This is a genomic window from Desulfoconvexum algidum (assembly GCF_055382125.1).
Map to the genome: position 1 here is coordinate 5951356 of NZ_AP042394.1, position 20570 is coordinate 5971925.

General features: G+C 47.7%; 15 protein-coding genes and 1 riboswitch. Of the genes, 9 read left to right on the forward strand and 6 right to left on the reverse strand.

Features of this window, described 5'->3' with window-relative positions; translation table 11 throughout:
• Position 1: 1 nt before the first annotated feature.
• The 6 genes from ACZ45G_RS26815 to ACZ45G_RS26840 all read right to left on the reverse strand — a co-directional run bounded on the left by ACZ45G_RS26815 (position 2) and on the right by ACZ45G_RS26840 (position 12732).
• The gene (locus tag ACZ45G_RS26815) at positions 2-1951 is read right to left on the reverse strand and encodes a hybrid sensor histidine kinase/response regulator (protein WP_464173645.1); all 1950 of its coding nucleotides are present in this window, start codon (positions 1949-1951) and stop codon (positions 2-4) included.
• 162 nt (positions 1952-2113) lie between these two features.
• Positions 2114-5779 carry an AAA family ATPase gene (locus ACZ45G_RS26820; protein ID WP_464173646.1) on the reverse strand — a complete coding sequence of 1222 codons (3666 nt, stop codon included), beginning with the start codon at positions 5777-5779 and terminating at the stop codon, positions 2114-2116.
• The gene (gene sbcD, locus ACZ45G_RS26825) at positions 5776-7029 is read right to left on the reverse strand and encodes an exonuclease subunit SbcD (RefSeq protein WP_464173647.1); all 1254 of its coding nucleotides are present in this window, start codon (positions 7027-7029) and stop codon (positions 5776-5778) included. The genes ACZ45G_RS26820 and sbcD overlap by 4 nt, the downstream gene beginning before the upstream one ends.
• A gap of 113 nt (positions 7030-7142) precedes the next feature.
• Positions 7143-9299 carry an ATP-binding response regulator gene (locus tag ACZ45G_RS26830; RefSeq protein ID WP_464173648.1) on the reverse strand — a complete coding sequence of 719 codons (2157 nt, stop codon included), beginning with the start codon at positions 9297-9299 and terminating at the stop codon, positions 7143-7145.
• A complete protein-coding gene (locus tag ACZ45G_RS26835; RefSeq protein ID WP_464173649.1) occupies positions 9292-10119 on the reverse strand; it encodes a hypothetical protein in 828 nt (275 codons plus the stop codon). Before ACZ45G_RS26835 ends, ACZ45G_RS26830 begins: the two co-directional genes overlap by 8 nt.
• Positions 10120-10293: 174 nt before the next feature.
• Positions 10294-12732 carry a bifunctional acetate--CoA ligase family protein/GNAT family N-acetyltransferase gene (locus ACZ45G_RS26840; RefSeq protein WP_464173650.1) on the reverse strand — a complete coding sequence of 813 codons (2439 nt, stop codon included), beginning with the start codon at positions 12730-12732 and terminating at the stop codon, positions 10294-10296.
• Between the two features lie 487 nt (positions 12733-13219).
• Here ACZ45G_RS26840 and ACZ45G_RS26845 point away from each other — a divergent pair, with 487 nt between their 5' ends.
• From ACZ45G_RS26845 to ACZ45G_RS26885, 9 genes are all read left to right on the forward strand, one after another.
• Positions 13220-13618 (forward strand): PPC domain-containing DNA-binding protein, encoded by a 399-nt coding sequence (locus tag ACZ45G_RS26845; protein WP_464173651.1) that lies wholly within the window; start codon positions 13220-13222, stop codon positions 13616-13618.
• Between the two features lie 22 nt (positions 13619-13640).
• Positions 13641-14243: an ECF transporter S component gene (locus ACZ45G_RS26850; protein WP_464173652.1), complete on the forward strand. Its 603-nt coding sequence runs from the start codon at positions 13641-13643 to the stop codon at positions 14241-14243.
• Positions 14244-14324: 81 nt separating this feature from the next.
• Positions 14325-15110, forward strand: a complete 786-nt coding sequence (locus ACZ45G_RS26855; protein ID WP_464173653.1) for an energy-coupling factor transporter transmembrane component T family protein — start codon at positions 14325-14327, stop codon at positions 15108-15110.
• Positions 15110-15958, forward strand: a complete 849-nt coding sequence (locus ACZ45G_RS26860; RefSeq protein WP_464173654.1) for an energy-coupling factor ABC transporter ATP-binding protein — start codon at positions 15110-15112, stop codon at positions 15956-15958. The genes ACZ45G_RS26855 and ACZ45G_RS26860 overlap by 1 nt, the downstream gene beginning before the upstream one ends.
• The gene (locus ACZ45G_RS26865) at positions 15955-16761 is read left to right on the forward strand and encodes an energy-coupling factor ABC transporter ATP-binding protein (protein WP_464173655.1); all 807 of its coding nucleotides are present in this window, start codon (positions 15955-15957) and stop codon (positions 16759-16761) included. Before ACZ45G_RS26860 ends, ACZ45G_RS26865 begins: the two co-directional genes overlap by 4 nt.
• Positions 16762-17187: 426 nt before the next feature.
• Positions 17188-17772, forward strand: coding sequence for a pentapeptide repeat-containing protein (locus ACZ45G_RS26870; RefSeq protein ID WP_464173656.1), 585 nt, complete (start codon positions 17188-17190; stop codon positions 17770-17772).
• Positions 17773-17862: 90 nt separating this feature from the next.
• Positions 17863-17974, forward strand: a riboswitch (TPP riboswitch).
• Between the two features lie 108 nt (positions 17975-18082).
• Positions 18083-18829, forward strand: a complete 747-nt coding sequence (locus ACZ45G_RS26875; RefSeq protein ID WP_464173657.1) for an ABC transporter ATP-binding protein — start codon at positions 18083-18085, stop codon at positions 18827-18829.
• On the forward strand, positions 18816-19556 hold the full coding sequence (locus ACZ45G_RS26880) for an ABC transporter permease (RefSeq protein ID WP_464173658.1): 741 nt from the start codon (positions 18816-18818) through the stop codon (positions 19554-19556). The genes ACZ45G_RS26875 and ACZ45G_RS26880 overlap by 14 nt, the downstream gene beginning before the upstream one ends.
• A gap of 58 nt (positions 19557-19614) precedes the next feature.
• Positions 19615-20565: an ABC transporter substrate-binding protein gene (locus ACZ45G_RS26885; RefSeq protein WP_464173659.1), complete on the forward strand. Its 951-nt coding sequence runs from the start codon at positions 19615-19617 to the stop codon at positions 20563-20565.
• Positions 20566-20570 lie beyond the last annotated feature (5 nt).

A 20570-nucleotide genomic window follows, 5' to 3' on the forward strand; every position in this document is an offset into this window, starting at 1 on the left:
ATCAGGTTTTGTCAATAGCGCTACGGATGGCTGCTGCCATCTCCCGATGGACAAAGGGTTTCATGATATAGCTCTGGATTCCCAGTTCCCGACTTTTTTCTTCATCAATCTGTTCACTGAATCCGGAGCAGATCACCACAGGAACATCTGGCCTGATCTCCTTTAGCGCCCGGACCAGCTGGATACCGTTCATGCCGGGCATGGTCATGTCACTGATCACAAGATCAAAGGAGTGGGGTGAGGTTTTAAACAGCTCAAAAGCTTCAACACTGTCTGACCGTGCGGTGACATGATACCCCAATCGTTCAAGCACCTTTTTTTCCATGCGGACAATGGCTGTTTCATCATCCACCAGCAAGATATGTTCCTTTCCCCCTGCAATGGGGCCCCGCTCTGTGATGTTTTGTGTCATGAGATGCTGTTCAACGAGGGGAATATAGACATGGACCATTGTCCCCTGCCCGGGCTCACTATACACCCTGATGGCCCCCTGATTGCTTTTCACAATTCCCTGGACCACGGACAGCCCGAGTCCTGTGCCCTTTCCCACCTGTTTTGTCGTAAAATAGGGATCAAATATCTTGTCCAGATTGGGGAGAGGAATTCCGATGCCGGTATCCGAAACAATCAGCCGGGCATATTCACCTGCGGGTAATTCCTGAAAGTCGATAATATCCGGCCCCAGATGGACCGTGTCGAGCATAAGTTTTAGCTCACCGCCTGCATCTTCCATGGCATGAAAGGCGTTGGTGACAAGATTCACGACAATCTGATGAATTTGAGTGGGATCTGCAAATACCGTGATCCCCTCCACAGAGATCTCCTGGTGAATATCAATGGTGGTGGGAATGGTGGCGCGGAGCAATTTTAAGGCGTCTTCCAGGACAGGCTGAAGCAAGATCGGCGTTTTATTCTGGTCGTCCTGGCGGCTGAAAATTAAAATTTGCTTGACCAACTCCTTTGCCCGCATGGCAGCCCTAAGGATCTCATCAACATTCTCCATCAAGGGGCTGTCCGCCGGCAGATCCGCCTTCATCAATTCAGCAAATCCCAGCAAAGGGGAAAGAATATTGTTAAAATCATGGGCAATCCCACCGGAAAGCGTCCCGATGGCTTCTATTTTCTGGGCATGCCGCAGCCGCTTTTCAATCAATTTTCGCTGGGTGATATCTTCCAGGGTGGCAATTACTTCGGTGGGAGATTGCCCCGGGTTGACCGGATTGAAAACAACACGGATATACCGTTCCTTTTGGCCTGTGACAGACTCATATTTATCTTCGAACACCGCGACATTCCCGGCCAGAGCCTGCTTGATGGTCGCCTGCATTTTCGGGGTGCTCTGTTGGGCCGTATTAAAGTCCATTAATTTTTCCCGGGTGGATCCCATCAGGTTGACGAACTGATCATTAAAATTGACCATGGTCCCCTGGGCATCAAAGAAAATCATCCCCAGGGGAGAATTTTCAAAGATAATCCGATGACAGCGTTCGCTTTTTTTCAATTCCGTTTCCGACAGTTTTCTTTCCTGTATTTCTTTTTCAAGCATCTCATTTTGTTGCCTCACGTCCCGGGTTTGCTGGTCGATTAATCTTGCCAGGTGCTCTTTTTCCGCTGCTTCCCTGGGCAGCCACCGGAACAGCAGGAGCACGATGATTAGAACAGCGGCACCCACATTTAAAATTTTAGGGATAAACACCATTTCCGGGCGAACCAAAAATGTATAAACCCCTTCTGGTAAAAAACCGGCCACAGCGGTGTACCAAGCCCCGAAATAAAAACTTTCAAACAAGGTCCGAAAGGCATCAATGGCTAAAATAATCAACAGGAGAAACAGCAGCCGATCTTTCACCAGGGGCGACCTGAGTTTTTTCAGGTAAAAGATCAGGATAAAAGACCACATGGCGATCAGGGCCCAATAGGTTATCGGCGTAAACAGGGTAAAAATATTCATCTGCACTCCCTTAAATTTGGGGAAAACGTTTTGGAATATCGCTAATTTCGTTTGGATCAACAGCATTTAAACATTGAATTTATTCAAAATACTCAAATATGTAATACCACCACCAGAGCCCGGATGTCATCCTTTTTTTAAGCTTATTTTTTATCCAGATTCTCAGAGGCGAAATCGTGAATCCAGCTGGCTGATCCCCAGCCCGCTCTTTTTTTCCACGGCGATCTGGGTGGCAATCCGTTCTTTAAATGTCTCCACGTGGGAAATTACCCCGATCATTTTCCCGGCGGAATTAAGGCTGTCCAAGGCGTCCAGAGCCGTTTCAAGTGTCTCATTATCCAGGGTGCCAAATCCTTCGTCCAAAAACAGGGAGTCAATGCTGGTCTGGTTGGAGACCAGGTCTGACAATGCCAGGGCCAGGGCCAGGCTCACCAGAAAACTTTCCCCGCCGGACAGGGTTTTGGTATCCCGGACGATATCGGCCTGCCAGGTGTCCACCACCTCAAGGCTCAGGTCTTCATTCATTTTTCGCTGGAGCAGGTACCGGCCATGGAGATGGTGCAGCCGCTTGTTGGCAAGAAAAAGCAAATGATCCAGGGTCAAGCCCTGGGCAAACCGCCGGAACTTATCCCCATCCCTTGACCCGATCAGGCTGGACAAGCGGACCCAGCGGTCATAAATCGCCCTTTGCTGATCAATCGCATCACACAAAGCAGCATGGCTCGCCCGTTTTTCCCGGTCATCCTGGATCCGCTGGGAAATCTCACCCTGGTGCTTGCCAATGGACTTAAGTTCTTCCTGATTTTTTCCGAGGGACTTAAGGAGTGTCTCCATGGGTTCTTGTGTCAAGGCAGATGCATGAAGCAGGGCCAGCTCTTTTGTAATTTTTTCTGCCAGGGCACGGGCACGGGTTTCGCCCTTGGAAATAGCCTCTTTCAGAGATTCAAGTTCTTTTCGTTCCAGGGGGGTTATCAGGGCAGCCTCAAACCCTTCCTGGTCTTTAAAATCGCTTTCCCCCAGGCAGGCAGCCCAGGCTTTTTTTGCGCCTTCTTCTGCCAGGATCAGGTTCAAGATTGTTTTTTCCAGTTCTTCAATCCCCCCACGGACCTGGTTCACCCCATTTTGGACCTGCATTTTTTCTTTTTGTGCCCTGGCCAGGGAAACTTCAGCCAGGCCCAGATCCCGGGCAAGACGCTCCCGTTCTTTTTTAACCGATTTTTCCCCAAACACCTGTTTGCGCTGGGTTAAAAGGTCTGACACCCGTGTTTGCAGACCCAGGATCTTATCGGCAAGTTCTGACTGCTGAACCAGAACCAGGCTCTTTTCCTTTTCAAGAAGCGAGAGTTCCCCCCGGATGAGTCCCTCTTCTTTTTCAGCCGCTTCCCTTTGGGTACGGGCTGTTTTCCATGCCTCCCAGAGAGCCCTGTGCCGGTCAAGCCAGGGAATCTGTTGGTCCGGATCCGGCAGAGGGCTGCCCAGGGGGTCCACTACTTTTTTTAACCTTGCTTCCAAAGTCTGGATCTCCTGGTCTGTCTCCCTTTTTGCCGCCTGGATCTCCCCGGCTGTTTGACCCAGACGCTCTTGTTGCTTTTTTCCCATCTCCATCAAATGGCGGGTCTCTTTTTCCTTTTCCCGGGCCTGCTGCAATTTTGTCTCCAAAATTTGAATTTGGCCGCGATTTTTTTCCAAACGGGCAAGGACCTCCTTGATCTCCAGGGTACGGCGTTCTTCACCATTGAGCCAGGTTTTGATCTCTTCCACATGGTCCAGCTCCATGGCAATGTTCAATTGACCACAGACCTTTTTCCAGGCATCCTGAAAGGCTTCAATCCTCTTTTCAAATGCCTGCCGCTGAAGGTCACAAGAGGTCAGCCGGGCTTCTGTGCGGGCCATATCCTGGCCGGCCCTTTGCAGCAATAGTGTTAATCCTGCCGTCTCTTTTTCTTTTTTTAATTTCCGAGAGCGGGTTTCAGAAACGTCCAGGCCCTTGTAGGTCTCAATGGCCGGGTGCTCCTCGGACCCGCACAAGGGACAGGCCTCTCCTCTTACCAGCCGGTCCCTGTGCCGGGCGAGGCTGACGATTCGCTCTTCCTGGGCCAGAATAATTTCGATGTCCGACACCTGCTCCCTGGCCAAGGTCACTGACAAGGTCAGTTCATCCACCTGTTTTTTTTCTCGTTCCAGGGTGATTGAAAACTGCTTGAACTGATCTTCAAGCTCAGATCGGCTCCCCTTTGCTGTTTCAAATTGTTGGGAGATCCCCCGAAGATCCGAGCGCAGGGGAATGGCCGCCAGCATTCGTTCAAGGCGCCCCTGCCAGGCCACTTGGGTTTCCGGCCCCAGGATATCAAGTTGTGAAAGAGTAAACAGGGCAAGGCGATCTTCCATCTGCCCTACCCCATCTTGCTGGTCTGCCCCTGTTTTGGAAAGCGTATCAAGCTGCTTTTCCAGGGCAAGGGTCTGGTCTCTGTTCGCCCGGGATTTTATACCGGTTGCAGCTGATTTGCCTACCAAACCAGCGCGCTGGTCAAACAAGGCCCCAAGAACCGGCAACCTTTCCCCCAGAGTTTCATGGGAGCTGTGCCGGGCAATATAGGCAGTGGCGGTTTCCAGAAGTATCTGGGTCTGTTTTTGCCGGGCTGCCCCGGCACGGGCTTGCTGCAAAATTTTTTCCAGACCGAGGATAATTCCCTTTTGCTGTGTTTCCAGGGGAGCTATCTGTTCTTTATGCCCGACAATCTGGTTGTCCAGGGGCAGCACCCTGTCTGTGATCAGGGTTTCACTCTTTTTTTGTTCTTCTTTCAGGTCATCTGCTTTTTTCTGGCAACTTTTTTGCGCTGCTTCAACCTTTACCAGCAGCACTTCCCGGGCATTCAGATCTGCTTTCAACCCCTCAAGGTCAAGGATTCTGGCCCGGTGATCCTTGGCGGCCTGTTCAATGGCATCAAATTTCGGCTTGATCTCCAGGGCCGGCAGGGAAGCGGCCAGCCGGTCCAGTTTTTCCCGGTGCTTTTCTATCTGTGCCAGGGCCGTTTCCACCCCCTTTGCCGCTTCAATGGATTCTCGTTCCAGGGCAGCCGTCTGGGTCAGCCACTGCTGTTTCTCCCTTAGGGCCTGGCCCTGCTCTAAAACCTCTCGTTCCCGGACTTCAAGGGCTGCAAGTTCACAGGATAGGGTTTCCTTGGTTTTGGTATCCAGCAATTCCACCCCATCGGCCTTGGCACAAAGAATTTCCAGGGGATTTTTCTCCTCGGTCATGCGCAAATAAACCTGCCGGGAAATCTCCCCGTAAATTTTCGTCTCAGTCAGCTCTTCCAAAAGCTCTGCCCTGTCATTGGCAGTGGCATTTAAAAAGGCGGCAAATCCCCCCTGGGCCAGGAGAATAGACTTGGTAAACCGGCCAAAATCAAGGCCGGTAATCTCTTTGATCTGCTTGAGTTTGTCCTTGCTCTGACTTGAAATAATGACACCGGATCCATGGGCCAGCTCGACCTGGGGATTGCCCAGTTTCCCGTCCGGTCGATTATAGGCCCGGCGCTGGGCCCAAAAGGCCCGGTAACTTTTTCCCTGCACGGAAAATTCCACCTCTGCCAGGCAGTCCCCGGTGTGCCGGGTCATGAGTTCATTGCTCCCCGAAGAAACAGCCAACCGTGGCGTCCGGTGGTAGAGGGCCAGGCAGATGGCATCCAAAATGGAGGTTTTGCCGGCACCGGTGGGGCCTGTAATGGCAAAAAGACCCTGGTCCGCAAATTCCGGAGAGGTAAAATCAATTTTCCATTCCCCTTTCAGGGAATTGATATTCTTGAACCGAAGGCTTAAAATCTTCATGGTTCCCCCTGTTCCACCTGACCCAAGATTTCCTTAAACAGGGCCGCTAATTCATCCTTTTCCGGATCATTCATCTCCTCTTGCCCCAGGCGCCGCAAAAAGACATCAATGGGTTTGAGCTCCTCGAGTTTTTCCTTTGCTGCCGTTGCCAGATCCGAATCACCTGTTTTCCGGCACCTGCGGATGCGCAGCAGTTCAATGGGGTTTTTCTCCTCCCGAGCATCAATCATGGCCTGAATCCGAGTCCCAAGGTCTGTCAGATAATCATCGGTTACCACCGCCACCTCAAGCCAGAGAGATCTCCCACAGGCAGGCTGGGGCAGCTCTTTTATGCCCGTTTCGATCTGTTCCAGATTTCCCTCCAGGCAGGCAAGGGTTCTGAAACAGGGAATTGGCACCGCCTCAATTTTCTTTAGTTCACCCTCATCAAAATCCACCTGGAGTATCTGTTTGGCATGCTTCCCCTCGTCAAAGCTCAGGGGAATGGGGGAGCCTGAATACCTTATATGGTCGGCCCCTTTAAGGGTCTGGCCTTTATGAAGATGGCCCAGGGCAATATAATCGGCCAAGGGAAATTTAGTGGCGGGAAATGCATCCAGAGACCCGATATAAATCTCTCTCACCGATTCTGAAGATTTACCCCCCACAATGGTTAAATGGCCGGTGGCAATGATGGGCAAAGGGATGTCACAGCCCAATTCATCCCGCACATCACAGGCAGCCTCGAAAACCCCCTTGTAAAATGCTGCAATCCCTTCAACCAGAACCTGTTTTTTGTCCTGGCCGGATTGACCGGCAAGGCTCATGACAAGATCCCTGGGCCGGATAAAGGGAATCGCACACAAAATGGCCCCAGCATGGCCATCCGCATCCTTTAACACCAGAACATGGTCTTTAAAAACAGGGGTAATACTTCCGATTACCCGGGTATTGAGGCAGGCCAGAAGCTCCCGGGCCTCGTTCAGGGTGGCGGCGGAATCATGGTTGCCCCCCAGGATAACGGTCATGGCGCACCCGGTGTTTTGGAGGGACACAATAAAATCATTGTACAGGGTTCTTGCATAGCTGGGCGGGGTGCCGGTATCAAAAATATCCCCGGCCACCACCAGAACGTCGGCCTTGGATTGGATAATATAGGACCGCAACCAGTCCAGAAACGCCCTGTGCTCCTCTTCCCGGCTTTTTCCCATGAAATGCTGGCCCAAATGCCAGTCCGAGGTGTGTATGATTCGCAGTGGTTTATTGGTCATTATACCCGGCAAATGCCGACACCCCCAAGACCACCACGGCAACCCCTAAAATTTTTAATAATCTCATACCCGCTCCAATTTATTCCAGATTCAAACCAACAATAGCTCACAACCTAGTGTCCCGACCGTCCCTTCCCCAATAACCCGTTGATGCGATTCACATATTCTTTATTCTGACAAGGCTTGGACAAATGATCGATAAGGGGATCTTTTTGTTTCAGCTCTTTTATTGACTCTAAAAATTCTATATTGCCCGAGACAAACAAGATGGGAACACTTGTGTTTGTTTTCCGGATATGATGATATACATCCATCCCGTTAAACTCTCCGGGAAGGATATAATCCAGGCTCACAAAATCATATTCATTCTTGTCAAACAACGCCATGGCCTCCTGCCCGTTATAAGCCCTGTCAACTTTATGGTTGCAAGGCGCCTGGGTCAACACTCTGTAATGGACATCTGATATTGCCCGTTCATCCTCTACATGGAGAATCTGTTTTTCAACCTGGGGTTTTGATTTGAGAATTTCAATCTTCTCTTCCCGGGTTAATTCTTTCTCAATGACAGGCAGGCGGATGATAAATTTTGCACCCGATCCAAATTTTGAGTCAACGATAATCCGCCCCTTGTGCTGTTCGACATATTTTTTTATATTGGCCATTCCATAGCCGGTTCCCTTGATATGGGGTTTATAGGACCCCGTCACATCCTGACTTCCCTTCAAGGTAAACGCCGGTTCATAGATATTGTCCAAATGTTCTTTGGGAATTCCACACCCGTTATCCTCAATTTCAAAGCAAATATTTCCATCAGAACAATAGGTTCTGATAATGATTCTTGGATGTTTCGCCATTCCCAAGGCATGGATTGAATTTTGGATAAAGTTTACCAGTGCATGTTCGATCATCCCGGGGTCCGCCAACAAATCAGGCATGTCGGGAGCATCTTCCTTTACCTGTTCAATTCCTTCCAGATCCTTTTTCAAAAGAGACAGCACCAGATCAATTTTCTCTGCAAGACTGAAAAAGTCCTGTTTGGGTTCCTGGTCCTTGGCAAAGGCAACCAGATTTTTGGTTAAATTTTTACCCCGCAGGGTTTGTCCATATATCAACTCAAGGGTCTCTTTTATATCCCCATCCTTGCAGTCTAAAAGCGAAAGTTCGGTATTTCCCATGATAACCCCTAAAATATTATTAAAATCATGGGCCATCTTCCCGGCAATCTGACCGACCAGGGCCTGTTTTTCCTGCTCGCCCGCATGTCGTTGCGCTTTTAATTTTTCTTTTTCTGCACGTTTTTGCCGCGTAATGTCGCGGGTAACCCCAAGAATCCCTTCGGGCTGATTGTTTGGCCCTTTGAGCATTCTGGCATTGTTGCTGGTCCAGACGACACTGCCGTCTTTACAATATTGTTCTATCTCGACCATAACAGGCTCCCATCCATCTGGATCACCCGCCTGGATAAGCCTTAATTTTTCACCATAAAGCGTCATTAGTGTTTCGAGCCCACCAGGGGATATCAGTTCCTCCAAAGATTTTGCCATCATCTCCTCAACCGTATACCCCCGTTGTTGATAAACCGAAGGACTGACATAGGTAAACACAAAGTCCATATCAAAAACCCATATCACATCTGCAACATTTTCAGCGATCAACCGATACCGCTCTTCACTTTTAAACAGGGCCTGCCTTGCCCGGAGATGTTCTTCAGCTTCAAGTTGAAGTGAGGCATTCAAGGTGGACAGTTCGCTGGTTCGCGCCAAAACCCTGTCCTCAAGTACTTTTTTGGCCAACAACAGGCGAAGGGTCAGCAGAAAAATCACATATGTCATCACCAGGGCAAGCAGGACAAATCCCTCTAAATATATGGTATCGCATTCCCAAATCGCCTCGATAAAACCGATGGGTTTCCCATCATGGGTTACCGCTGAGATCAGGCCCACATCGTGGATAAGATGAAGGGATTTAAGGATATGCGCCCACCAATCCAAGGCATCCCCCATTGCACTTTGAAATACGGTTCCCCGGGTATCTGTGACAATTATCTGTCGATAGCTTTGAGATTTGCAGGCAAGGGACAGATACTCTGATGCCCCCTGGGGATTGGAATTCCAAAGGGCGTCTGAGATGATCTGCCCATGTTTTTGAATTTGAAACCGGGCTTTTTTGCGGGTATATTGTTCATAAAAAATCACAAACACACAAAACAGGGCCAAAAACAGGACGGCTGTGATGGATGTAATTTTCTGATACTTCAAACTTTTATTCATAGTTTTCCGTAGACCCAGGAGTCGTCGTGGCCAATTGCTTTAAAGCAAAATTAATTTTTCCAATCACTTCATCCGCCACTTGTTTACTGAAAAGAAGATACCGTTTGTTGCCCTTTGGGATATCGGTAAATCTTATAAATTTGAAGTCTGTCTCCAAAAGCCCGGAGGTGGTGATCAGCGCAGTGGCTTCTTCCTCTGAAATAAAGAAATAATCCGCTCCCTTGGAATGAATCATCTTGAGCATCCCAATATTTTCCGCATTTGTCATTTCCTGCCGGGGGGTCAGGGTAATCTTTGTATCGATGAACGGACCGTAGGAGTAACCATTCTTTCTTAATAATACCAGGTCCGAATTTAAAAGGGTCCTGTCCAGGGGTCCATTGGAAATGATCTTATCATTGTCCGCCCGGGCCAAGGCAATGGTGGGTTTGTCCTGGTAAATAAAATGGCTGTACTTGGCAAATTTTTCCCGTTCCGGATTTTTAAACCAGCCAATGAGGCAATCTTTTGATTGGTTGCTCTTTACAATATCAAGCTGGCGCTTTGCCGGCGTTTTTTCCCATCGGAAAGGGATTTTCGCCCGGCTAAATGCCAGTTTAACCGGATCAACACAAATCCCATAAACCCCCAGAGGACCCGTCATATAATAGGGAGGTCTCTCGTGATAATGGAGGGTAATCATCTCCCCCTCGGCAGGTTTTTTCATGGCAGAAAAAGCAGGCAAGCCCCTCCCATAGGGGATAAACCCTCTTCCAAACAACAGGGCGACGGCAACGGTCAAGCAAAAGAGCGGAACAAGCCCCCTTTTAAGCCGCATCATGGATGGATTCCCATATAACCGACCTCATCTGTTTATTCCAAACCTGGTTTCACTCCCAAACGCTCAAAAGCCTGAAGACAACCTTCCAATTCTCTTCAACAATTTTCATAGGATATAAAACATAATCAAACAAGGCAAATTAAATCTATTTTGGTGTGTATGATTCTCATTGATTTATCTACCTGCCTGATCCAGATCTTTAAGGTTTATTTCCAGTTTGTATTCGGAGGATTCGGGGTCCCGTTTAACAGCGAAACCCAGCTTTTGTCCCAGGGCCAGCATGGCTGTGTTGCTGGAAATGACCGGACCGTAGATATGTTTAAGCCCATATTTTTGAGCACTCACCAGGGCCCGCTTCAACAACACCCTGCCAATCCCCTTGCCCTGCCAATCATCGGCCAGGACCAGGGCAAATTCCCCTCGTTCCCCGGCAGGGTGGAAAATAATCCGGGCCACCCCCACTATCTTTTTTTGTTCGCCTTTTCCCGCCAGGGCCATCAAGGCAATTTCCCGGTCATAATCAATCTGGGTCAGGCGAATGAGAAGGGTCTTGGAGATGCGCTTGATGGGGGAAAAAAACCGCAGATAAACAGTTTCAGGAGACAGGTCTGAAAAAAGACCGATTATCTGCTCGGCATCACCAGGGCGAACCGGTCGCATGAAAATTTTCTCTTTGTCCCGGGTGACAAACTCTGATTCCTGCCACCAGGGATAGGGGCTGATGATCAAATGACCGGCCGCTTGAACCAATGTTTTTTCCACCTTAGCCCTGGCATTTGCCACCACCACCCGACCTTCTTTGACCTGGATGGGATTGACCGTAAGGCTCTTGATCTCGGGAAAATCCGAAACCATTCGGCTAATCCGGATCAGCATCTCTTCCAGCAGGGCAATGTCCACAGGGGAGATCTGTTTATACCCGTCAAAAACCCTTGAAATTCTTGTGGCTTCCATGACCCTTCCTGCCAGAATCCGGTTCAGCGGCGGCAGGGCCATGGCCGTATCCCGGACCACCTCACTCAAAGCCCCCCCCATCCCAAATTGAAGCACCGGGCCAAAAAGCGGATGGTTCACCATGGAAATCTGAAGTTCATAATCAGGACGTGCAAATCCCTTGTCCGGTGCCACCACGATTCCATAGGCTGCCAACAATTTTCCGGCAAGCCAGGTATCAGAAGGGGGGTGGGAAGCCAACCCTCGTTTGACAGCCCCTGCGGCCGCTGACCTGTCGATATCCAGCCGTTTATCGGTCCTGTCGGGAATCTCCTGGAGCATCTGAATATTGCGGCCATATTGGTAGAGATTTAAAAAGGCCTGGACAGCCCGTTCCGGGGTTTCATAGGTAATAATCCCCTCCCGATTAAAAATCGCCCGGGATCTGTCAGAATTCACCCCCCCCATCCATGCCGTAAATACAGGAAAAGGAGTGGTTTTCAACAATTTTACCAGGGGGCTTGCAAGGGCTGTGGAATCATAGGTGCCCACGGGAGAACTCAGGAGTAACAGCCCGTCTATTTCATCGGCCTTAATACAGATTTTAACCACCTCAATATATTTTTCAGGAGAGGTTTCCTGTAATACTTCGATGGGGTTGGTCCGCCGCCATCGATCCTCGAGCAGGCCATCCAGGGCATGAATGGTGGAAGGGGTTAAATCCGCCGGTTTGATACCACTCCCGGCCAGGGAATCAAGGGCCATCATTCCTATCCCGCCGGCATTGGATACAATTGCCAATCTCCCCCCCCGAGGGCGTTTCTGCTTGGCCAGGAATTCGGCACAATCAAACAGGGCGTCAAAGCCATGAACCCTTAAAATCCCCGCCCGCTGGAACATGGCATCATAGACTTCATCTTCACAGGGATCAAATCCAACCCCTGCCCGGCTGGACTTCAATACGATAATGGGTTTCACCCTGGAAACGGCCCGGGCAGCACTCATAAATTTACGGGCATTGGTCAGGGATTCCACATACATGACAATGGACTCCACCTCGCTTAAAGACCCCAGATAATCGATCATATCTGCAAAATCCACATCCAGCCCGGACCCGAGATTAACAAAATGACTAAAGCCCACCTTCTCCCGGAGGGCAAGGTCCAAAACCGCAGTAGAAACCGCCCCGCTCTGGGATAAAAATGCAACTTTTCCGGGCAGGGGAAGGGTGTGCATGAAGCTTGCATTCAAACCTGCCCGGGTATTGATAATGCCCACGGAATCCGGCCCGATAATTCTGATGCCCGTATCCCGTGCAACCTGTCGTATGGAGGACCAGATTTTATTTTCAGGATCTCCCGGTCTTACAGGGCCGGCAGAGATCACCACACACCCTTGCATTTTTTTTTGACCGCACTCAGCCACAACCCCGGGGACATCTTGCATGGGAACAGCAATCACGGCCATATCCACAGGGGCCTCAAGGTCTTCCACCCGGGCAACGGCATCAAAGCCCGATACCCGGCTGTATTTTGGATTCACCGGGAAAAGTTCCCCCTTAAACCCACCGGATACAAGGTTGTCCATGATACAGGCCCCGACACTTCCTTTTTTTTCGCTGGCACCGACCACGGCAATGGACACAGGATTCATGATATGATGTAAATTCTGGATTGTCATGGACAAGAATCTAGTATGGACCAGGACGCTTGTCAACCTAATTTGGAATTTTTATAGATACAATTTGAATTGTTAAACCTTTGAACAATTTTAACGGATGCAAGTTATGCTTTGATTCTTACGCGGAAACCTTATCATGGCAATAAGTTCTCCTGTTACTTTTTTCTACCGGGAATGATTATTGTCCAATTATGTAAATTTTCATACCAACCAGATTGAAAATTAACCCGCAAAATCAGATTTTTAATCTCGAAATTTTACTCGTCAATCATGATACCATTATTCAACACCTTGTCAGGTCATAAATTCTATCTTTGATCGAATCACTGGTTCCTTTTCCCAAACACATGATTCGCTGGAAGACGTTAAGTATTGAAAATATCAATTCTGATACGGATTACCCATCCATATAATCACTTTGACATGGGTATGGGTTCCTCATATTGATAGCTCATTTATACAATTTTTAAAAACAAAGGATAAAAAATTGGATCAGATTGTTGTTCGGTTGCATCCCGGTCAGGATCTTAAAAAAGAAATTGATCGGCTTATAGAAAATCAGAGCATCAAAGCGGCATGTATATTAACCTGCGTTGGTAGTTTAACACGGGCAATGCTGCGTTTTGCCAACCAGGAAAATCCTGAAGAGCTGAAAGGACATTTCGAAATCGTTTCGCTTACAGGCATATTGTCAAAAGATGGCTCTCACTGCCATATAGCCATTGCAGACAAAAGGGGCACAACTTTTGGAGCCCACCTGATGGATGGCTGTATCATATATACAACTGCTGAGGTTGTCATTGGTATCATACCTGATTACAGCTTTTTGAGAAAGTTTGATCCACAGACCGGATATCCTGAACTTAAAATCGTTTATTCAAAATAGAAGAAGGAAAAGGAAAATAATAATGAGTTTTTCTGAAAAAATTAAAAAAGATTTTACCACCACCGTCATGGTCCTCATGGCTGTTGCCATTGTTATAAATATTGCAGCCGGTCAATTGGTATCCATGCTTAAACTTCCGATTTTTCTGGATTCTATAGGCACTGTTCTCGTTGGTATCATGGCCGGCCCCTGGGCAGGAGGTCTGACAGGATTGCTGACCAATTTAATCTGGGGAATGATCTCCTCGCCTGTAGCTGCGGCTTTTTCACCCGTAGCCATGGCCATAGGCATAGCAGCCGGTTTGTGCGCTAAATACGGACTTTTCAGAACCTGGTGGCTGGCAATCATCAGTGGTGTGATTATCACTTTTTTCAATGCTGTTGTTGCAGTGCCAATCAAATTGTACCTGTTCGGCGGAATTACAGGTTCGGGCGCTGATTTTATAACATCCTATATGCTTGCCCTTGGTAAAGGCCTTTTTGGGTCTGTGGTTATCAGTGTTTTTACATCCAATCTTATCGATAAGGTTGTGACGGCTGTATTGTCCTGGGGAATTATCAAAGCCTTGCCGGAAAGGACTGCTGGCCGATTGCCCCGCGTCAATGCTGTTACGCTTAAGAATTAATGGAATTTCACAATTGAAAAATCTGCTCCGATCCGACCTTATTGATATAACCATGGCAAGGAATGGAGCAGATCTTTAAATATGCAAACCCGCACATCCTACCCCACATTGTTTATTGAAAAAGATTCATGGCTTCACCGGATTCATCCGTTTAATAAGCTATGCTATATCCTTTTCATTGGCGTATCTGTTTATTTACTGCCCGGGAAATGGCTGACTGATATTGTTTTGCTTCTGATCAACCTGGGATTTTTAATTACCGCCGGCATTTTTAAATCTTCCTGGAAACTTATCTGGAAAACCATGCTGCCGCTGATACTTTTCATGGTACCGATTCACGGGATTCTTTATCCAGAGAACCATACGGTACTGATCAGCCTCCAATGGTTCAATGTCTACCAGGAAGGATTGCTGTTCGCATTTAATACACTTTTGCAACTATTGATTTTATTGATTGCTTCGCTGCTTTTTGTGTTCACAACCCACCCGGCAGATCTTATCAGCACCATATCTCAGACTGCCGGATCACCGACTCTCGCTTATCTTATCGGCAGCCCGCTGCTTTTACTTCCGGCCATGCGTGAACGGATTGTGACCATTCAGTCAGCCCAGCGATCAAGGGGACTTGATACACAAGGAAATCTTCTCAAACGGTTTTACGGATTGTTTCCACTGCTTATCCCCCTGGTTCTTGGATCTCTCATCGAAATAGAACAGCGGTCGGTTGCCCTTGAATTGCGTGGATTTAATTCGGCTTGCCCGAAGACCTTTGTCAGGACAGTCTTTGATTCAATCCTGCAAAAACGTGTGAGACGATTGATGCTGGCCCTTACAATCTGTATTATCGGCTATAGTGTTGTGGGGTGATGATGACCGGAATCAAGATCGAAAAACTTACCTATCATTATCCTGGCACAGACAATGCTTCGCTGAAAGATATCTCACTTAAAATTCCAAAAGGGGAATTTACTGCGATCATCGGTGCAAATAATTCAGGTAAGTCAACCCTTTGCTGTGCAATATCCGGTATCATCCCCCATTTGTATCATGGCCGGATACAAGGCATTATCAGGGTTGAGGGAACTGATATCTCCACCATGGGTGTAAGTGATATCGCCCGGGATGTTGGAATGGTCATGCAGATACCCAGAAATCAATTATCCGGTTTCCATTATACCGTATTTGAGGAAGTGGCGTTTGGGCTTGAAAATCAAGGAATGAAAAGGGATAAAATCATAGAGCGAGTTAAATGGGTTTTGCTGATGACAGGGTTAGAAGACCTGGCAGAACGATCCCCTTACCAACTGTCCGGGGGGCAACAGCAGCGATTGATTTTAGCAGCCGCTATCGCCTTGGAACCATCCATTTTGGTGCTGGATGAACCCACTACCTTCCTTGATCCAATGGGGACAAAAGAGGTGTTTAAACTCTTGCGCAAACTCAACAAACAAGGTGTAACCATCGTCATTGCAGAGCAAAGACTGGAATTCATAGCAGAATATGCAGATCGGGTAATCGCTCTCGAGAACGGAAAGGTGGTTTTGGACGGGATTCCTCAAGATATCTTAACCTCATCAGTTTTAAAAAAGATCAATCTGGAATGGACACGGTATACACAGGTGGCTATTTTAGCCAGAAAAAAGGCTCTTTGGTCAGATGGGAAACCGTTATCCGCATCTTTTTCCGCCACTGTCGAAGGGATAGTGACCAAATGAACAAAAAAGGCTTTCAAGTTCGTGCTGATAACCTGACATTTAAATATTCAGAAAATATAACCGCGTTAAAAAAAATATATCTCAATTTGACTGCCGGAGAGCGTGTTGCTTTAGTCGGGCACAATGGTTCAGGTAAAAGTACTCTTGCCAAGCACCTTAACGGCCTGCTGATTCCGTCCACAGGTAAAGCATGGATACAAGGGATTGATTCATCAACTCAAAGCGTCTCCCAATTGGCGAAAAGAGTAGCTTTATTGTTTCAAAATCCGGATGATCAAATTTGCAGGCGCGTTGTCAGGGATGAGGTTGCATTCGGTCCCAAAAATTTAGGATACCCTGAAAAAAAAATAGACCAGTTAGTAAATAAGGCTCTATCAAATTTTGATTTATTGCCCTTCCAAAAAATGAATCCACATGATTTAGGGTTTAGTGAACGTAAAAGAGTTGCTCTGGCATCTATTGTAGCAATGGATACTCCCATTATCGTTTTTGACGAGCCAACTGCAGGATTTGATTCACATGAAATCAAACTTTTTATCACAGTTTTGGAAAGATTGAAAAATGAAGAAAAAACAGTTCTGATCATTACCCATGACATGGATTTTGTTGCGGAAAACATAACACGCATCCTTTGTCTTCAGAACGGGGAAAAAGTTTTTGACGGTAACGCCTGGGATTTTTTTTCTGACAATAAAATTCTTTCACATTGTAGATTACTGCCTCCACAAGTGGTTCGGCTCAGCACCCACTTTCAGCAAAAAAGGCTTGCTATGACCCCAGAAGACTTTATGGGTGGGTTTTGAGCTTTCATATGCCAAATTTTGTATATAATTTTTGATTCATTGAAAATTATCAGGTATTTATCCAATTCATGGCCTTAACCTATACTTTAAAGTATCAAGAATATCTGTTGTAATTATAAGCATTTTGGACAGGGAAAACTCCTATTTTTAAATTAAAAAAGTCAGATCTGCTACATAGTGTGTTTGAAAAGCGTCCGGAATCACAGAGAAAGTCTGGGGGGCTTTTTTAATCGTGGAAGGCCATTATTATAGCCAATTATGGCAACTCGCAACATAAAGCCAGTAAAGCTCGCTCGACCTTGATTTAATATCTGAAACAATAATGAATTATTTGCTGACCTACTGAACTCAATAAAAAGGAAGTATGTTTAATTGTCTTTTCCCAAAAGATTTACTTGGAGATGATTTTTTAATATAAAGAACGGCATGAAACAATTTGACAACGCAAATGAATTCCAGAATGAACTGTTCGGCCATCTAAACTTGGAAAATCAAAAGATTGCCAACAACCTGTTTTTTGACTGCGAATTTCGAAACTGTAATTTTTCATATACTGATTTTGAATCAACCCTTTTTGAAGGCTGCTCATTTTTCAATTGTAACTTTTCTTTGTCTAAAATGTCCAAAACACAGATTATAGGGGGTCTGTTTAACGGCTGCAAAATTCTGGGAATCGATTTTACAAAATGTGACACGCCTATGATCGATTTTTCCATGGAAGAGTGCAAGATAAGGGGCTGCATTTTTTCGGGTCTTTGCCTGAAGAAATCCAGCCTATGCAAATCAGCGTTAATTGAATGCGATTTTGTTAATACCGATCTTTCAGAAACCAACCTTTCCAAAGCAGATTTTTCAGGGTCACTCTTCCACAATACAAATCTATTCAAGGCAGATTTAACAAATTGCATCAACTACAATATCGACCCGCTCAAAAACAATATCAGACGGGCAACCCTTTCTTTGCCCGAAGCCTTGACCTTGTTGAATACCTTTGAAATTACCATCCAATAAAGGGGATTCACCCTAAAGATTCCGGCGGCAATGATTGACAAGCGCTTCCCCCCCATGGTACTTTCTCCCAAGAAACCAGTGCAAAATGCAGTGGTCGGCTGGGGGAGTCGATAAGGATCGGCTGAGAGGAGACTATAATACGTTTCGACCCCTGGAACCTGCCCCAGATAATTCTGGCGAAGGAAAGTCATTCTGTCTTTTTTCCTGAGGGGTTTATCCGCCGATTGTATCCATCTATTTTGCTTGGCATTAAAAATAAAGTTTAAGGCAGTATTCTACCTTAAATATTTAAACAAAGAGTTGTATGGATATGCTCCAGTTATCAGGCGCCACAAAAATTTATAACGGCCAGACAGTCTTTTCCAATTTAGATCTGTCGGTTTCCCCGGGGCAGTTTAAGGTACTGGTGGGACCTTCCGGATGTGGCAAAAGCACCCTGTTTGACGGGCTGACAGGGGTCATGGCCCTGGATCGGGGCGAAATATCATGGAAGGGTCACGCCCTCGCCCACCTGGGGCGCCATGCCGCCTATATGCAGCAAAAGGACCTGCTCCTTCCCTGGTTTTCCCTGATGGACAACGCCCTGTTGCCGGCCAGAACCGGAAAAATGGACATGACCAGGATGAAATCAAGGGCAAACAAACTTTTTATCCGCCTGGGATTAAAAGGGTATGAGTCCCATCATCCCCATGAGGTCTCCGGGGGCATGCGCCAGCGATGCGCCCTGGTCAGGACCCTTATGTTCAACCGGGACCTGATCCTGCTGGACGAACCCTTATCCGCCCTGGACGCCATTACCAGACGACGCCTGCAATCTTTGTTATTGCTACTCCAGACCGAATTCAACAAAACCATCCTCATGATCACCCATGATATTGAAGAAGCACTGCTGTTGGCCGATGAAGTATACCTGCTCAGCCCCCAGCCCATGGCCATCAAGGAGCGGTTTGTCCTGAACCAGCCAAAGCCCCGGCATTTCAATGATCCCGATCTGTTGAAAATAAAAGAATATATGCTGGCACAGCTTGAGGGAGAACCCACCTGTGAAGCTGGCTAACTTAATTGCCCCGGCCCTGGTAATCCTGATCCTGGGTTGCTGGGAGGCGGCCACCCATCTGCTTGCGATACCGGTTTTCATTTTACCGCCCCCATCGAGTATCTTTGCTACGGCCATCCTCAAGGCCCCTTTGATCCTGCCCCATGCTGCAACCACCCTGTCTGAAATCATCCTGGGAATAATTTTGGCCCTGGCAACCGCCATCCCCCTTGCCATTGCCATGTTTGCAAACCCCAGCCTGGAAAAAGGACTGGCCCCGTTTCTGGTGGCCTCCCAGGCCATCCCGGTGTTTGCCATTGCACCGTTGCTGGTGATCTGGATGGGATACGGGATTGCCTCCAAGGTATTCATGGCCTGGATCATTATTTTTTTCCCCATTACCATCAGCCTGCTGGCAGGGCTTAAAAGCTGTGACCCTGAATTTCGGGTCATGTTCAAGCTTATGGGGGCCTCGTTCTATGACACATTGATCCTGCTCTACTGGCCCTGGGCTCTGCCCCATTTTTTTGCAGGGCTCCGAGTGGGGGTCACCGTGGCCACCATCGGGGCGGTCATAGGAGAATGGGTGGGGGCCCAGCAGGGACTTGGGTTTCTCATGATCCAGTCCAATGCCCGCCTCCAGGTGGACCTGGTGTTTGCCGCCATTCTCTGGCTGACGGCCATGGGGCTTGGTATGTGGATTATCGTCGGAATCCTGGAAAAAAAGAGTATAAAATGGAAACCATAATCGGAACCCATAAGGGGCTCCAATCTAATACAACAATTATTTCTTCAAGGAAAAAACCATGAAAAAACGTATTCTCTCTGTACTTATTCTCAATGTGCTTCTGGCCAGCTCTCTTTTGTTCGTCTCCCCCTTGTGGGCAGGGGAAAAACTCACCCTGATGCTGGACTGGTTCCCCAATGTGGACCATTTACCCGTTTACGTGGCACAGGAGTTGGGATATTTTGCCGACAACCAGATTGAAGTGGATATCGTCAGTCCGTCTGAAACCTCGGATGCATTAAAACTCGCAGCTTCCGGCAACATGGACATTGCCGTTTCCTACCAGCCCCAGACCATTATTGCCGCAGACCAGGGCCTTGATATCAAAGCCATCGCTCCGCTGGTGGTCCATCCCCTGACCACCCTGCTCTTTCTTGACACCAAAAACATCCAGACCCCTGCCGACCTTTCCGGCAAAAAAATCGGGTATACCGTGCCCGGACTCATGGATGTCATGCTGGAAGCCTTTGCCGCCATCAACCAGATACAAGACTATACCCCGGTAAATGTGGGGTTTACCATTTTACCCGCCCTGGTCTCCAACCAGGTGGATGCCGTCATGGGTCCCTTTAAAACCTATGAAACCGTGGGCATGGCCCAGCACGGGTATAAAGCCCGATTTTTTGAGCTGGAAAAATACGGGATCCCGGATTATGAAGAGTTGATCTTTGTCTGCGGTCCAAAGGCGTTAAAGGAAAAATCTTCGGCAATCCACGGATTTGTCAAGGCTGTTGAAAAGGCCCAGGTCTTTACCAAGGCCCACCCGGAACGAGCCCTTGCCCTGTATCTTGCAGCCCTGCCCCAGGCAGATAAAACGATTGAAACCCAGGCTTTTGAACTGACCCGGCCCTATTTTGCCTCAACCTTGGCCCATGATCCTGTCAAATGGCAGGCCTTTGCCGACTTTGCCCTTGAACACGGACTCATCAAGAATAAAGTGGTTGCAAAAGACCTGATTCATACCTGGTAACCCTA